Annotated in this window: 12 protein-coding genes; 6 read left to right on the forward strand and 6 right to left on the reverse strand. The window is 69.4% G+C overall.

What is annotated here, in order from left to right:
- Window positions 1-139: 139 nt before the first annotated feature.
- From IFSED24_RS17135 to IFSED24_RS17150, 4 genes are all read right to left on the reverse strand, one after another.
- Window positions 140-1,264 (reverse strand): glycosyltransferase family 4 protein, encoded by a 1,125-nt coding sequence (locus IFSED24_RS17135; protein WP_491332700.1) that lies wholly within the window; start codon window positions 1,262-1,264, stop codon window positions 140-142.
- A gap of 110 nt (window positions 1,265-1,374) precedes the next feature.
- On the reverse strand, window positions 1,375-2,823 hold the full coding sequence (locus IFSED24_RS17140) for a DegQ family serine endoprotease (RefSeq protein ID WP_491332701.1): 1,449 nt from the start codon (window positions 2,821-2,823) through the stop codon (window positions 1,375-1,377).
- A 223-nt stretch (window positions 2,824-3,046) separates the two neighbouring features.
- The gene (locus tag IFSED24_RS17145; protein WP_491332702.1) at window positions 3,047-3,280 is read right to left on the reverse strand and encodes a ferredoxin; all 234 of its coding nucleotides are present in this window, start codon (window positions 3,278-3,280) and stop codon (window positions 3,047-3,049) included.
- Between the two features lie 258 nt (window positions 3,281-3,538).
- Entirely contained in the window at window positions 3,539-4,078 is a 540-nt protein-coding gene (locus IFSED24_RS17150; protein WP_491332703.1) for an HDIG domain-containing metalloprotein, read from the reverse strand.
- Between the two features lie 354 nt (window positions 4,079-4,432).
- Here IFSED24_RS17150 and IFSED24_RS17155 point away from each other — a divergent pair, with 354 nt between their 5' ends.
- Window positions 4,433-4,792, forward strand: a complete 360-nt coding sequence (locus IFSED24_RS17155) for a fibronectin type III domain-containing protein (protein WP_491332704.1) — start codon at window positions 4,433-4,435, stop codon at window positions 4,790-4,792.
- A gap of 59 nt (window positions 4,793-4,851) precedes the next feature.
- Here the strand turns inward: IFSED24_RS17155 and IFSED24_RS17160 are convergent, their stop codons facing one another.
- Window positions 4,852-5,508: a hypothetical protein gene (locus tag IFSED24_RS17160; RefSeq protein WP_491332705.1), complete on the reverse strand. Its 657-nt coding sequence runs from the start codon at window positions 5,506-5,508 to the stop codon at window positions 4,852-4,854.
- A gap of 293 nt (window positions 5,509-5,801) precedes the next feature.
- On the opposite strand from IFSED24_RS17160, the gene IFSED24_RS17165 reads away from it, so the two are divergent.
- The 3 genes from IFSED24_RS17165 (at window position 5,802) to IFSED24_RS17175 (ending at window position 10,931) form a co-directional block, all read left to right on the forward strand.
- A complete protein-coding gene (locus IFSED24_RS17165) occupies window positions 5,802-7,568 on the forward strand; it encodes a DUF8731 domain-containing protein (RefSeq protein ID WP_491332706.1) in 1,767 nt (588 codons plus the stop codon).
- Window positions 7,568-9,295, forward strand: a complete 1,728-nt coding sequence (locus tag IFSED24_RS17170) for a M14 family metallopeptidase (protein ID WP_491332707.1) — start codon at window positions 7,568-7,570, stop codon at window positions 9,293-9,295. Before IFSED24_RS17165 ends, IFSED24_RS17170 begins: the two co-directional genes overlap by 1 nt.
- 247 nt (window positions 9,296-9,542) lie before the next feature.
- Window positions 9,543-10,931, forward strand: a complete 1,389-nt coding sequence (locus IFSED24_RS17175; protein WP_491332708.1) for a methyl-accepting chemotaxis protein — start codon at window positions 9,543-9,545, stop codon at window positions 10,929-10,931.
- Here the strand turns inward: IFSED24_RS17175 and IFSED24_RS17180 are convergent.
- Window positions 10,922-13,225, reverse strand: coding sequence for a response regulator (locus IFSED24_RS17180; RefSeq protein ID WP_491332709.1), 2,304 nt, complete (start codon window positions 13,223-13,225; stop codon window positions 10,922-10,924). The two genes, IFSED24_RS17175 and IFSED24_RS17180, sit on opposite strands and share 10 nt — an antisense overlap.
- Window positions 13,226-13,388: 163 nt before the next feature.
- Between IFSED24_RS17180 and IFSED24_RS17185 the strand changes: the two genes are divergently transcribed.
- On the forward strand, window positions 13,389-14,024 hold the full coding sequence (locus tag IFSED24_RS17185; protein ID WP_491332710.1) for a hypothetical protein: 636 nt from the start codon (window positions 13,389-13,391) through the stop codon (window positions 14,022-14,024).
- Between the two features lie 99 nt (window positions 14,025-14,123).
- Entirely contained in the window at window positions 14,124-15,170 is a 1,047-nt protein-coding gene (locus IFSED24_RS17190; protein WP_491332711.1) for an SLATT domain-containing protein, read from the forward strand.
- Window positions 15,171-15,219: the final 49 nt, after the last annotated feature.

Consider the following 15,219-nt stretch of genomic DNA (forward strand, 5'->3'; position numbering starts at 1 on the left):
ATGGCAAGCGGCATGGGGGATGGAGGGGAAGGTGGCGGTTCGTGGGGGGCGAGGAACATTGAACTCTGTATTTTCTTTATTAACAGTAAGTTAGATTGGAGCACGCCCCCGGGGGACGCCAAGGAGGACCTCGCCTCGCTCATCCCTCCCGCGAAGAATGTGTCCGCGCTGGTGATGCCCAATCGCAGAGGCAGGCCTCCACCCGGTCCATCACCAACTCCTCGGCGAACTCCGCTTCCACCCGGCGCAGCCCGGCCCGGCCCAGCCGGTCCCTCAATCCAGGCTCCGCCAGCAGCCGCGCCACATCGGCGGTGAAACGCTCGCGATCATCCACCCGGTGCACCAGCCCCGTCTCGCCGTGCAGCACCAGCTCCGGGATGCCGTCCACATTGCTCGCGGCCACCGCGCGACCCAGCGCCATGGCCTCGAGCAGCGTGTTGGGGAAGCCCTCCATCCGGCTCGGCAGCACCACCATGTCGGCGGCCGCCAGCACTGCCGGCACGTCGCGCCGGAAGCCGAGGAACCGCACGCATCCGCCGTCGAGCAGCCCGTGGTCGCGCGCCTGTTCCGTGAGCGCGGTCCGCCCGTCGCCCTCGCCGGCGATGAGCCACACCGCATCGGAGAACCGGTCGCGCAGCGTCGCGGCCGCCGCCAGCACGTGCTCCTGCCCCTTGCGCCAGCCGACCTCGCCCACGCAGGCGACCACCGGCACACCGGCCGCGATCCCCAGTTCCTGCCGCACGTCGCCAGCCAGCGCCCGCGCCTGCACCCCGGCGAGGTCGACCCCGTTGGGGATCACGCGCACCCGGGCACGGTCGAACCAGGGCGCCCCGCCGCACACCGGCTCCACCAGCGCCTTGCAGTTGCAGATCAACCGATCCACGCCGCGGCTGTAAACCAGGCGGTAGTGCCAGTTGTCCTTGATCCGGTCGGGTGACCCGCGTCGTGCCACCAGCTTGACCGTACGCCCGGCCAGGCCGGCCGCCAACCGCGCCTGGCGGATCTCCTTGTCCAGGTTGGCGCAGACCACGTCCGCCCGCGCGCGCCGCAGCACGGCCGCCAGTCCGAACAACGACCGCGGATCCAGCCAGCCGCCGAGGCGCACTTCGGCGACGGCCAGTCCCGCCGCGCGTCCCCGTTCGGCCAGCGCGCTGCGCGGTTGCACCGCCAGCGCGACCCGGTGTCCGCGCCGGTGCATGTTCGCCGCCGCCGAGAGCATCCACTGTTCGCCGCCGCCCCAGCCGACGAGCGAGGAGACGAACACCAACGAAACCGGCGGTGCGATCCCTGGGGATCGCACCGCCTCGCTGTCGGAACGCGCGCTATTGTTCCGTGCGGTCATGACCCGATGCTACCGCACCGGACGCCGCGACGCTAGCGCGGAATGGCCAGGAAGAGCCGGCCCTCCACGCGCGGTCGATAGACTCGCAGGAGCACGGGCCGGTCGCCGCTCTCGCCCACCGCCTCGCGGTAGTCGTCCAGCGAGGTGACGTCGCGGCGGTTCACCTCGAGGATCACGTCGCCCTCGACCAGGCCCTCGCGGGCGGCGGCGCTGCGATTGTCGACGTCGGTGACCAGGAGGCCGTCGATGTTATCGGGCACGCTGGCGTGGGCGCGGAGCTGGTCGTTCAGCGCGCGCACCGTCACGCCCTCGATGCCGTCGTTGTCCTCGGGCCCGCTGCCGCGGTTGCTGGCCAGCTGCTCCTGCGCGGGCAGTTCGCCCAGCTTCACGGTCTTCTCGATCTGCTTGCCCTCGCGCTGCAGCTCGAGCTTGGCCTTGTGGCCGACCGGCAGCAGCGAGACGGTGTTGCGCAGCTGCGAGACCGAATCCACGCGCTTGCCGTCCACGGCCATGATGATGTCGCCCTCTTCGAGGCCGGCTTCCTCGGCCGGGGTGTCCTCGGTGACGCGCGCCACCATCACGCCCATGGGCTTGTCGAGCTGGTAGTAGTCGGCGATGGCCTGGTTCACTTCCTGGACCTGGACGCCGAGCCAGGCGCGGGTGACCGAGCCGTCCTCGCGCAGGCTGGTCAGGATGCGCTCGACCATGTTGGCGGGGATGGCGAAGCCGATGCCCTGCGAGCCGCCGCTGCGGCTGAGGATGGCCGAGTTGATGCCCATGACCTCACCGCGCATGTTCACCAGCGCGCCGCCGCTGTTGCCGGGGTTGATCGACGCGTCGGTCTGGATGTGGTCCTCGTACTGCATGAGGCCGATGGCGCGGCCCTTGGCCGACACGATGCCCATGGTCACGGTCTGGCCCACCCCGAAGGGGTTGCCCACGGCCATGACGCGCTCGCCCACGCGGAGCTGGTCGCTGTCGCCGAAATCGAGGAAGGGCAGCTTGCGGTCGGGGTCGATCTTGATCAGCGCCACGTCGGTCAAGGGGTCGGTGCCGATGATCTCGGCGTCGTAGGTCTCGTTGTCGTTGAACGAGACGCGGATCGACTCGGCGTTCTCGACCACGTGGTTGTTGGTGACGATGTACCCGTCCTCGCTGATCACGACGCCCGAGCCGAGGCTGCGCTCGAGGCGTTCTTGGTGCTCGGGGATGTCGAAGAAGCGACGGAAGAAGGGGTCGTTCTGGAACGGGTTCTGCTGCCGCTCGACCACCTTGTTGGTGTTGATGTTGACGACGGCGGGCATGGTCAGCTCGGCCACGTCGGCGGGGTCGAGGTCGTTATGGACGGCGGCGGTGGCGACGGGCACGGCCAGCATGGCCGTCTGGTCGCCGCCGGCGGTCAGCGCGAGGCCGCCGATGAAGCCGACCGTGACCAGCAACGACGCGGCCAGCAGGCGACTGAGGGTCCCTCTCTTGAACATTGCAATCCTCCGACTGAGGTGGCTTGGGTTGATCGTTGACGCTGCGGGCCGGCCGCCGGGAACGGGAGCCGGGCCGCGCCGTCAGCGCCGGGCGCTCGGTATGAACTCCGCGGACCCTGAAAAAGTTTCTCTTCGTTTCGGGATTTCCGCATCTCGGCGTGGACACGCGACGAGGCCGGCTGCCCGGGGCGGCCGGCCTCGCCTCGTGAGCATATGGCGGACGCTACTCGCCGTCGTTGCCGATGGCTTCCACGGGGCAGTCGTCCATGGCGTCGCGGCAGAGCTGCAACTCCTCCTCGTTCGACGGCTGCTTCTTGACGTAGGAGAACCCCTCGTCGTCGTTGCGGTCGAAGTTGTCGGGCGCCGTCTGGCGGCAGAGGTCGCAGTCGATGCAGTTGGTGTCCACGTAGAACTGGCCGTTCGCGTTGCCAGGCACCTTGTCAATGGGATCGGCCATGTCACAATCTCCTCGGTCTCGGACTCGGTTGCTGTCATCTCCGGCGCCATGATCACCGATTTCCCAAAAAATGGCCACCCCACACCCACCCTCCCCACCCTCCCACGGCCCTCCGCACGGTACTCCGCACGGTGGCGGGCCTCTGGCCCGCCACTCGTGCCCCCAAATCGCCAAGCCTGGGAGGGGATGGGGGGATACGTTACGGCGGGGGCCCGTCCAGGGCCCCCGCACGTTCTTATCCCCCCATCCCCTCCCAGGCTAAAACTTATGCTTGAAGGGTAGGAAGGTCATGAAGTCCGCATGATGCACCACATAGGCCTCGGGCGACCGCGTCACCAGATCGCCCTCGCCGGCATGGGCGGCGATGATGTGGCAGACGCTGTCGGGCACGCCGGCCTCCATGGCCAGGGCCACGCCGGTGAACGGGTGGCGCAGGTACTTGCCGGTCATGCTCTTGACCGTCTCGCCATCCTGCGTGTCGTACTCCAGGAGCTTGCCCACGTCGGCGAGGATGGCGCCGGCGATGACGGTGTCCATGTCCACGTGCAGGTCCGGCGAGAGAAACTTGTTCATCTGGACGCCGGCATCGCGGCTGACGTGCACCACCAGCCGCTTGTGGGCCATGAAGCTCACCTTGCAGTCGGGCACCAGCAAGGTGAAGGGAATGGTCTCCAGGTCCTCGGCGGTGAGCGGACTGCGCTTGAGCGCAAGTTCCCAGGTCTTGGCGGTGGCCTTCTTCAGATCCTCGTCGGCGATCCACTCGAGCTCGGGCCACAGCTTCAGGACTTCGGCGTTCATGTCGTTCCTCCGGCAGGCGGAATGGCGGGGCCCGCACGGTTCGGGGCGGGCCGGGTCGTTCGACCCCGCAAAGGAACACCACGGCCAGCGGTCAGGCAACCGGATTTCGTTACCGGGACCGTGATACTCTGCCATCTTGCAACACCGCGCCGCGATCGTCGCATCCTGCAAGCCGTGGTGATAATTTTAAGGATCGATATCAGCTCGAGAAAGGACCTAACCTGCCTTGTCGTGGCGAGTTGTGCCCAATTCGCACCGGCACCCCGGGCGGGCACCGCCTATGCAACTGCCGGGTATCTCGACGCCGGACCCTGCCGGCGAAGGACCAAGACAACCGGCCAGGAGCACGTTTCCATGACCAAGCACGCACGAATTCTGACGGTCCTCGGGGTCCTGCTGGCCCTCGGGGTCCTGGGCGCCTCCTCGGCCGCGGCACAGACCGTCGAGGTGACCGCCTCCTGGACTCCTCCCAGCGAGGGATCCCCGGTCCACCACTACATCCTGCAACTCTCCACCAACGGCGGCCCTTACACCACCGTGGGCTCCACCAACACCACCACCTACGTCATGGACCTCGACGTCGGTCAGACCTACCGTGCCCGCGTGGCCGGCGTGGACGCCGAGGGCCGCCAGGGCCCCTATTCCGAGGAATCGGATCCCTACACGCCGGATCTCGGCCCTCCGGGCCAGCCTGGCAAGCCCATGCTGATGTAGACGTCGGCGACGCGTGAAGCAACGAGGCCGCCTCCACCTGGAGGCGGCCTCGTCCACGTTCAGATCCGTGGCAGGACGTAGCTGATGCGCAGCACCACGCTGCTCCAGTTATAATCGAGATCCTCGCCGGTGGGATAGAAGAGGGGGGTGCTGAAGCGGTTGATGTCGTATTGGAACGACAGCTCCCAGTCCTTGAGGCGCAGACCCGCGATCACCGACCATGACAGCGCATTGACCGCCGCGTCATAGATCGAGGTCTCCTCGTCGATGTCCTCGTGGTACTTGTTGTGGACGAACGCCGCGCCGCCGCCCACGAAGGGCCGCAGCGTGCCGTGGCTGCCCGGTGCCAGATAGACCAGGTCCAGACCGTAGCGCAGGACCGAGGCGGTGATCTTGAGCTTGTCGCCCGTGGCCGTGAATCCGTCGTAGTCGCCGAACTGGGTGAAGTTGAAGCTCGGCGCCAGGGTCCACGACCGGCCCAGGAAGAAGCGAGTCCGCAGGCCGAGCATGTAGCCCGCCTCGGCGCCCAGGGCGCTCGGGGCGCTGGCGCGGACCGGGGCGCTCAGGTCGCCCATCGGCAGCCCCAGGCCACCCTCGAGATGGATCTCGACCCGCCGGAAGGTGGGACCGGCGGCCGGTGGCGTCTGGGCCCTGGCGACCCCGACCTGGCCGAGGAAGAGGGCGACGACAGCGAGCAGCGACAGGTAGCGGGTCATGGGAGCGGTCCTTTCCGGGCTGCGGGTCGGCGACCATGATAGTCCATGGGTCGTGGAGAGGAAATGGGGATTCAGGGGGTGGTGACCGTTGCTGCCCCACCATGCCCCCGGTATACTCCTTCTTGTGCCATCGAGATTGTGTCCGGGTCGAACATCGTCCTGCAGGCAGTACGATTGTTGTCGCCAGCATGCCGGAACATCAACAATGGCGGTGATTAAGATCACAGAATGGCTCGGACACACTTTCCGTGGCACAAGAGAGGGATCACATGCGGTGGTTTGGATTGTTGGTTTTGCTGTTCACCCTTTTCACCACCCCCGCCCTCACCACCCCCGCCTGGCCCGACGGCAAGGAACTGGCCGGTCGGCTCAAGGACCTCGCCCGTCTCGACCGCGCCGAGCTCCACGAGATCGGCTTCTCGGCCGGCGGCCAGAAGCTGCGCCTGCTGGAGATCGACCCCGCGCGTGAGCCCGACGGCGGTGCCCCGGCGATCCTGGTGCTCGCCAACGTGGAGGGCGACCTGCCCCTCTGCTCGCTGGCGGCCACCGAACTGGCAGCCGAGATCCTCGCCGCCGATGCTGCGGCACCCGCCGCCGCGGTCCGCTGGTACGTGCTGCCCGTGGCGGCACCCGACGGCCTCGATCGCTGGTTCGCCCGACCACGTGCGGCCGGCGGCTTCAACGCCACGCCGGTGGACGAGGACCGCGACGGGCGCGAGGGCGAGGATCCGCCCGACGACCTCGACGGCGACGGCGTCATCACCTGGATGCTGGTGGAGGACCCGGCCGGGGCGTGGACTCTGGACCAGGACCAGCTGCCTCTCTCCGCCGACCCCGCCCGTGGCTTGCCCGGTCGTTACCGACGCGAGGTCGAGGGGCGGGACCAGGACGGCGACGGTCTCTTCAACGAGGACCCGCCAGGCGGCGCGGATCTCGCCACCAACTTCCCGCACGGCTTCACGCACTGGACCGCGCGTGGCGGGCGCTGGGCCGGGGACCAGCCCGAGACCCGCGCCATCCTCGAATTCGCCTTCGCACACCAGGACATCGCTCTGGTCCTGATCCTGGGCGAGACCAACAACCTCTGGCAGGTGCCCGGTGCCGACCCCTCGCCGCCCGGCGATTCCGAACCCGTGAAAGTGACCTGGCGGCTGGCCCGCGAGCTGGGCCTGCAGTCTGGGGCGGAGTACCCCTTGCAGGCGGTGCTCGCCGCGGCCGCCGAGCGCGGGGGACGGGCCAACCTGACGCCGGCGAGGGTGCGCGCCATGCTGCACCTCGCGCCGCTGGAGCACCCGCCCGCGGGCGACCTCGCCTGGTGGCAGGCCCTGGCTGAACGCTACCGCGCCTTCCTCGACACGGCGGGCCTCGCCTCGCCGCGACTGGCACCGGCCGCCCCCGGTGGCGGCTCGCCCGCAACCTGGGCCTATTTCCATTATGGAGTGCCCACGGTGGCGCTGGACCTGTGGACCCTGCCCGATCCTCCCGACACCGCCGCCGTCGACACCACCGCCACGGTGACCACCGTTCCGGCCCCCGACCACGAGCTGGTCCTGCTGCACCAGCGGACGACTACCAGCGGCCACGCCGGCTGGCGGCCCTGGACCGCGTTGACCCTGGACGACGGCACCGATGTGCTGGTTGGCGGTCCCGAACCCGGCGCCACCCGCACGCCGGCCGCCTACGCTGCCGAGATCCGGTCCCGGGCCCTCCTGCCGCTGCTGCTCGAGCTGCCCGACTGGCTGCCGCGACTCGAGCTGGCACCGTTGCGGATCGAGGCGCGGGGTGAGGGCCTGCACGAAGTCACGGCGGTGGTGCGCAACACTGGACGCATCCCCTATCCCACCGTCATGGGCACCATCAACCGTCGTCCCGGACCGTTGACCGTGACCCTGGCCGGGGCCGAACCGCTCCAGGATCCCCTGCGCCAGGTCGTGGCGGAATTGCCTGCCGGCGGCGCGGTCACCTTGCACTGGCTGGTCCGCGCCGACGAGCCGCGCGATCTGCAGGTCACCGCCACCGCGCCGAGCCTCGGCACCGTCACCGCGAAGGGAGGCCAGTGATGAAGCGCCTGCTCGTGATCCTGCTCCTCGTGGCGGTGCCCGCGCTGGCCGCCGACAAGCCTCGCTTCCAATGGGACCATTACTTCGACCAGGATGCGGTCACCGCCGCCCTGACGTCGCTCCACCAGGCCTATCCCGACCTCACCAAACTCGAGACCATCGGCCGCAGCGCCGAGGGCCGCGACATCTGGCAGCTCACCATCACCGGCGAGAAGGCCGGTCCCGCGGCGGGCAAGCCGGCCATGTACGTCGATGGCGCCATCCACGGCAACGAGATCCAGGCCACCGAGGTCTGCCTCTACCTGGCCTGGCTCCTGCTCGACCGTTACGGCGAATGGGAGCGCATCACCGAGCTGGTCGACCGCGCCGCGTTCTACATCGTCCCCACGGTGAACGTCGACAGCCGCGCGCGCTTCTTCGCCGATCCCGCCAGCCACCAGCTCGGCCGCACCGCGCAGGTGCCGGTGGACGACGACTTCGACGGCCTCGCCGACGAGGACGGCCCCGAGGATCTCGACGGCGACGGCCTCATCCTGCAGATGCGCGTGCGCGACCCTGGCGGCACCCACCGCAGCGACCCCGCGGACCCGCGCGTCCTGGTGCGCGTCAAGCCCGGCGAGCAGGCCGAGTGGACGCTCCTGGGGCTCGAGGGCATCGACAGCGACGGCGACGGCCGCGTCAACGAGGACGGCCCGGGCTACCTCGACATGAACCGCAACTGGGGCTTCAACTGGCAGCCGCCGTACGTGCAGGCGGGGTCGGGCGACTTCCCCTTCTCGGCGGCCAACACCCGCGCGGTGGCCGCTTTCATCGCCGACCGACCCAACATCGCCTTCGCCTTCGCCTTCCACAATTACGGCGGCATGTGGCTGCGCGGTCCCGGCAGCGCCGATTCGCCGCCTTACGACCCCGCCGACATCGCGGTCTGGGACTGGCTCGGGCGCGAGGGCGAACGCACGGTCCCCGGCTACCGCTACCTGATCTCGCACAAGGACCTCTACGCCACGTTCGGCGACTTCGACGAGTTCATGTACCAGATCTGGGGGGTGTACGGCTTCACCGGCGAGATCACCATGTCCAGCGAGTTCGCCTACCGCGGGCGCAGCGACGAGCCCAACGGCGACGACGGCAACCTCTGGTCGCGCCGGCCGCCGCTGAGCGAGAAGCAGGAGTTCAACGACCACCTCATGGCCGGCGAGATGTTCGTGGACTGGACGCCCTTCGAGCACCCGCAGTACGGCCCCATCGAGATCGGCGGCTGGAAGCCCTTCGACGTGCGCTCGACACCCGGCTGGATGCTCCCGGAGACCCTCCACCGCAACGCCATGTTCGTGGTCTGGACCGCCATGCAGCTGCCGCGGGTCACGGTGGAAGTGGTGGCGCGCGAGGACCTGGGCCAGGGGCTCTGGCGCGTGCGCGCCCGGGCGGCCAACCTGGGCGGTCTGCCCACCTTGTCGGCCCAGGCCCGCGGAAAGAGCATCTACCGGCGCGACCTCTTCTCGCTGGAGGGCGAGGACATCGAGGTGCTCAGCGGCGGTCTGGTGAGCGATCCCTGGTTCGGCGGCGTGGAGACCGTGCGCCGGGATCCCGGGCGGCTGGCGGCCTGGCTGCCGCCGCAGTCGGTCCGCGAGGCCGAGTGGATCGTGCGCGGCAGCGGGTCGGTGCGTGCGACCTACGACGGCGTGAAGTGCGGGGTGGTCGCGAGCCCGGCCGTCCGCCTCGAATGACGCCGGACGCCGCGCGGCTGTCTCTCGCGCGGCGGATGGGCTGACGCCGTCGCCGACCAGGATCCCGGGCCCGGGCCAGACACCCTGGCCCCCTCGACGACCGGTCAGCCAGGTTCGGATCGATCCTACCAATCTGATCTTTTATCTCAACATTTCCCCTCTCCGGTCGATCAGATTGACAAGACAGGACCACAATGGTGGTCAATTTGATTACGATAACCGATATCTATTGAACCGGGGGAAGACCATGAAACTGCGCGAGAAGATCGTGGCCATGATGGTGGGCTGCCTCGTCCTGATCATGGGCGGGCTTTCGGCCTACACGCTGCATCGGGTGACCGACATGTCCACCGAGGGCCGGACGACCCAGGCCCAGGTCGTGGCCGAGACCGTGACCCACTCCATGGAGGTCTTCGGGGAGATCGGGGACATGGATGCGCTGGATGCCTTCGTGACCAGCGTGCTGGCCACCGAGGGGATCGACCATGTCCATGCGGTGCGGGGGCCCGCGGTGGTCCGGGATTTCGACGAACGCGAAAGTGCCAGTCCCGAGGACCGGTTCGAGGAGCAGGTGCTGGCCACCGGCCAGCCGCTCGTCCTGAACGACCACCAGGCCCACACCATCCGCACCATCATGCCCCTGGCCGCCAAGGAGAGCTGCCTCGAGTGCCACGAGGTCAAGGTGGGCGAAGTGCTCGGCGCGGCGAGCGTGACCGTGAACACGGCCGCCAACGACACCGCCCTGGCCAGCTTCCAGCGCAACATCATCCTGACCGCCCTGGGCGCCGTGCTCGCGCTGGGCTTGCTCCTGACCGTGATCCTGACCCGCGGCGTGATCCGTCCGGTGACCCAGGCGGCCCGGCAGATCATCACCGGCGCGCATCAGACCCTCACCGCCGCCAGCCAGTTCCGCGAGGCCGGCGACCAGATCGCCCGCAACACCGGCGACCAGGCCAGCAGCCTGCAGCAGACCGCGGCCTCGCTCCAGGAGATGACCGCGCAGACCAAGGTGTTCACCACCAGCGCCGGCGACGCCAGCACCACCGCCGACCAGACCAGCCAGGCGGCCCGCCAGTGCCACGAGGCCATGGGCCGCATGACCAGTTCCATCGAGTCGATCAAGAAGGCCGCCGACGACACCAGCCGCATCATCGGCACCATCAACGAGATCGCGTTCCAGACCAACCTGCTCGCGCTGAACGCCGCGGTGGAGGCCGCCCGGGCCGGCGACGCCGGCAAGGGCTTCGCCGTGGTGGCCGAGGAGGTGCGCAACCTGGCGCAGCGGTCGGCCGAGGCGGCGCACAACACCGCCGACCTGCTCGCCGGATCGCGCACGCAGGCCGACCAGGGCGTGGCCGTGGTGCAGGAAGTGGCGGCGATCCTGGCCGAGATCACCGGACAGGCCGAGAAGTCCACCGAGGCCATCGGCCACGTCTCCAGCGCCAGCGACGAGCAGGCGCGCCACATCGCCGAGATCACCGACGCCATGATGACCCTCGACCGCATGACCCAGTCGACCGCGGCCAGCGCCGAGGAATCGGCGGCGTCCAGCGCCGAGCTGACGAACATGGCCGAGCAGCTCCAGCGGGTGGCCGACGGTCTCGGTCATCTGGTGGGGGAGGCGGTTCAGCAGTAGGTGGGACGGCGGCCCCAGCGGGCCAGCATGTTGGCCAGCTTCTCGCGGCGGACCGGCTTGGTGAGATAGTCGTCCATGCCCGTGTCCAGGCAGCGCTGCCGGTCGCCGCGCATGGCGTGGGCGGTCATGGCCACGATGGGCACCCGCGCCGACTCGCCGTCCAGGAGCCGGATGCGACGCGTGGCCTCGAAGCCGTCCATCTCCGGCATCTGGCAATCCATGAACACCAGGTCGAAGGATTCCTCGCGCAGGCGCTGCACCGCATGCTGGCCGTTGTCGACCAGCTCGCACGGGCAGCCCAGGCTGGTCAGGAGCGCCGCGGCCACCCGCTGGTTGATGGGATTGTCCTCCACCACCAGGACCCGCAGATCGCTGAAGTCGGCGTTGCCCGGAGTCTCTGCCGCCCCGGTGTCCGTGCTGGACTGGTCGCCGGTGGCCGCCACCGGGAAGGTCAGCTCCAGGGTAAAGGTCGACCCCTGGCCCTGGGTGCTCTCGAGCACGATTTGCCCGCCCATCATCCGGGCCAGTTCCTGGCAGATGGCCAGACCGAGACCCGTGCCGCCGTGGCGGCGTTTCGACGAACCGTCGACCTGGACGAACTTGTCGAAGATCTGGGCCTGCTTCTCCGCCGGGATGCCGACTCCGGTGTCGGAGACCACGAGGCGGTAGCGCGCGCGGCCGCTCCCGGAGCCCAGGCGGGCGGCGGCCAGCTTCACCTCGCCGTGTTCGGTGAACTTGAGGGCGTTGTGGGTGAGGTTGGTGAGAATCTGGCGGAGGCGTCCGGCGTCGCCGATCAAGAGCGGCGGACCGTCGGGGTCGCAGGCGATCTGCAGATCGAGGCCGTTCTCGTCGGCGAGCCATTGCAGGCTGGCGCCGATGTCCCGCAACAGGCGGGGCAGATCGAAGGGGTCGCGCTCCAGGCTGAGCTGGCCGGCCTCGAGCTTGGCGAAGTCGAGGACGTCGTTGATGATCGCCAGCAGGTTCTCGCCCGACTTCTGGACCAGGGCCAGGTGCTCCAGCTGCCGGGCATCGAGGTCGGTCTCGGCCAGCAGGTTGGACATGCCGATGACCCCGTTGAGCGGAGTGCGCAGCTCGTGGCTCATGTTGGCCAGGAACTCGCTCTTGCTCTGGTTGGCGGTCTCGGCGCGTTCCTTGGCCTCGACCAGGCTGGCCTCGGTGCGCTGGCGGGCCTGGGCGCTGGCGATCAGACCGGCGGCCGTCTGCAGCAGCGAGATGTCGGGCTTGAGCCAGTGCAGAGGCTGGTGGATGGTCTCGAAGCCGAGCACGCCGCGCACGCCGCCGCCGAGGATCAGCGGCACCGCCAGCAGCGAGCGGAGGCCCTGCTGCTGCCAGCGCTGGCGGACGTCGGCGGCCGAATCGGGCAGCGCGTCCACGTTGGGCACTTCCACCACCTCGCCGCGCAACAGGGGCGTCATGACCCAGGACAGGTCGGACAGGCGGGTGCGCCCGAGGTGGCCGATGAGCGCCGGGACATCCGGGCCGCACCATTCGTGCGCGTATTCCAGATGCTGGCCGTCGTCGGTCAGCTCGAACAGGTAGACGCGGTCGACCGCGGCGAACTCGCCCAGCCGGCGGAGCGCCTCGTCGATGCCGGTGGGCACCTCCGTGGCCTTCAAGGACATGAAGCGCGCGGCGATGCTGGCGAGGGTGCGCTCGATCCCCAGCCGGTTGGCCAGCTTCTCCTCGGCCTCCTGGCGGGCCCAGGCGTTGACCAGGACGGCGGCCACGGTCCGGATCAGGGAGAGGTCGGCCTCGGTCCAGACGCCCTGCTCCTGGAGACGGTCCAGGCCGAGCCCGCCGGCCTGATCGGCGGCCGTGAAGGCGGGCACGATGAGCAGCGACTGCAGGCCCTGGAGGATCCAGCGCTCCTGTTCCACCGCGGCTTCGGCGGGCAGGTCGGTCACGTCGGGGACCACCACCGGCTGGCCGTGCAGGATCTGCTGGGTGGCCCAGGGCAGGGCCTCGGTCGGCAGGCGGCGGTCGGCCTCGGCGGGGATGGGCGGTGCGCCTGGAGCACACCATTCCGCGAGTAGCTGATGGATGTGGTTCTTCGTGTCGAGCTGGAAGAAGTAGCACCGATCCACGCCGACATGCTTGCCCAGCAATTCCAGCGCGTGCTCGATCTCGAGCATGGCGGAGGTGCGGTCCCCGGCGGAGATGCTGCCGGACACCACGGTGATGATCCGTTCCAGGGCCTCGCGCTCGCGCTGCTGCGCCGAGACGGTCGGGCGGCTGGGTCGGAAGAGGCTGGTGGGCAGGGCGAACGGTGCCATGCAGAGGATGCCTCGTTGGTTCCCGGGCGTGCGGGGAGCCGCGGGGTGCTGCCCCGTGCTCCCGTCGACTCGAAACGACAGTATATCATCGGCAACAAGGCGCGGGACTTGACGTCGCTGGCGCGTGGGTGGTTATCCTCGGTTCCAACCCGGGAGGTCTGGCTTGTCCGCTGCTGTCCGGATGTGGTGGGTCGTGGTCTTCGGCGTCGCCTTCGGCTGGCTCGAGGCGGCGGTGGTGGTCTACCTGCGTCGCATCCTCTATCCCGACGGCTTCGCCCTGCCGTTGCGCCCCATCGAGGCCTCGCTGCTGGCGGTGGAGTTGGCACGCGAGGCCGCCACCCTGATCATGCTCGCCGCCGTGGCCATGCTCGCCGGTCGGACCCGTTGGCAGCGCTTCGCGGCGTTCCTGGTGGCCTTCGGCGTCTGGGATCTCGTCTACTACCTGGGCTTGAAGGCGGCGCTCGGCTGGCCCGCGAGCCTGGCGACCTGGGACGTGCTGTTCCTGCTGCCCTGGCCCTGGCTGGGGCCGGTCTATGCGCCGGCTCTGGTGGCGGTCCTCATGGTCGGGTTCGGCTGGCGGGTCTTCCTCGCCGAGGCACGCCGACCCGGCCGTGCCGATGGGTGGTCCTGGGCGCTGGGAGCCGCGGGCGCCCTGGTCCTGCTCTTCACCTGGCTGCGCGATCTCGAGGCGGCGCTGGCCGGCGCGCCCCCGCGCCCCTATGCGGTGGGACTGTTCCTGGCGGGGGTGGCCTGTCTGGTGGCCTGCGGCCTGCGCTTCCTGCGGCGGAACCGGGGCTGATCCAGGAGGTCGGGAATCCGGAGTCGATCGGTTGCCGGCGCCGGCTGGTGGTGGTAAGCTGAACCACGGGGGGAGATTATCGGGCGGAAAGGAATCGTCATGTCCACGTCCGACACCATCCGACGCACCATCGAGGCCTTCGGTCGACCGGCCCAGGACGACTACCGGATCCAGCCGACCCACCACGCACGCGCGCTCGAGGACCATGTCCCCGAGATCGCCGAGATCCTGCGCCACAGCGAGGTCCAGGTGGTGGCCCGTCAGTTCGAGGAGGACGACGAGCGCGCCATCACGGCCCAGGCCCGCTTCCGGCAGATCGCCGGCCGCGCCGGTCTGGCCGTGATCTCCTCGGCGGTCCTGGCGGTGACGCTGGTGTTCCTCGGCGCCTTCTACACCGATGCGGGCACCCAGAATCCGGGCTGGCCCTTCCTGGTGGCGGGCTGCCTCGGGCTGGTCCTGGCCTGGCTGGGGACCATGTGGATCCACAACATCCGCGAGGGTGCGCTGCTGACGCGATGGATGGAGAGCCGGGCCCGGGCGGAATCGCGCCGTCTGCAGTACTTCGAGGCGGTGACCAGGCCCTGGTCCGTGACCGAGACCTCGGACCTGCCGGTCCTGCAGCAGCAGCTCGAGTACTTCCGACGCTATCAGCTCGACGTCCAGGTGGCTTTCTACCGGGTGCGCGCCACCGAACACCGGCTGTCCGGTCGCCGGACGCTGGCTCTGAGCGGCTGGGCGGCGTTCCTCGCCGGGGCGGCCACCGGTCTGGCCGGCTTCCTGGGGGCACCCTATCCGCCCCTGGCGTCGCTGGCGTCGCTGGCCATCCTGGGCTCGGCCCTCGCGGCCTATGCGGCCTCGCGGGCGGCCATGAACCAGGATCAACGCAACGCCGAGCGCTATGACCGGACGCGCCAGGCCCTGGAACAGCTCGAGAGCCGGCTCTCGGAGGTGCGCCAGGCGGTGTCCGCCGGATCGCGGGAGTCCCTCGCCTCCTTCGTGCAGGCCGTCCACGAGCAGGTCTCCCTGGAGCATCGCCAGTGGCTGAGCGAGGCCGACGCGCGCAGCACCGGGGTCAAGCAGCTGGACGCCACGTTGGCGAGCCTGCGTCCCCAGACACAGCTCGACAGTCGCGCCGAGCAAGGCTAGCAGTAGACCTTTCACTCCCGGCAGGCGCCGGTTACTATCAGGGTTCGCG

It is taken from the genome of Candidatus Latescibacter sp. IFSED24 (assembly GCF_058273205.1).

What these genes read in the sequence shown, in the direction of transcription:
- IFSED24_RS17140 (WP_491332701.1), bottom strand. Translation starts at nt 2,823, where the DNA reads ATGTTCAAGAGAGGGACCCTCAGTCGCCTGCTGGCCGCGTCGTTGCTG.
- IFSED24_RS17145 (WP_491332702.1), bottom strand. Translation starts at nt 3,280, where the DNA reads ATGGCCGATCCCATTGACAAGGTGCCTGGCAACGCGAACGGCCAGTTC.
- IFSED24_RS17150 (WP_491332703.1), bottom strand. Translation starts at nt 4,078, where the DNA reads ATGAACGCCGAAGTCCTGAAGCTGTGGCCCGAGCTCGAGTGGATCGCC.
- IFSED24_RS17155 (WP_491332704.1), top strand. Translation starts at nt 4,433, where the DNA reads ATGACCAAGCACGCACGAATTCTGACGGTCCTCGGGGTCCTGCTGGCC.
- IFSED24_RS17160 (WP_491332705.1), bottom strand. Translation starts at nt 5,508, where the DNA reads ATGACCCGCTACCTGTCGCTGCTCGCTGTCGTCGCCCTCTTCCTCGGC.
- IFSED24_RS17170 (WP_491332707.1), top strand. Translation starts at nt 7,568, where the DNA reads ATGAAGCGCCTGCTCGTGATCCTGCTCCTCGTGGCGGTGCCCGCGCTG.
- IFSED24_RS17175 (WP_491332708.1), top strand. Translation starts at nt 9,543, where the DNA reads ATGAAACTGCGCGAGAAGATCGTGGCCATGATGGTGGGCTGCCTCGTC.
- IFSED24_RS17180 (WP_491332709.1), bottom strand. Translation starts at nt 13,225, where the DNA reads ATGGCACCGTTCGCCCTGCCCACCAGCCTCTTCCGACCCAGCCGCCCG.
- IFSED24_RS17190 (WP_491332711.1), top strand. Translation starts at nt 14,124, where the DNA reads ATGTCCACGTCCGACACCATCCGACGCACCATCGAGGCCTTCGGTCGA.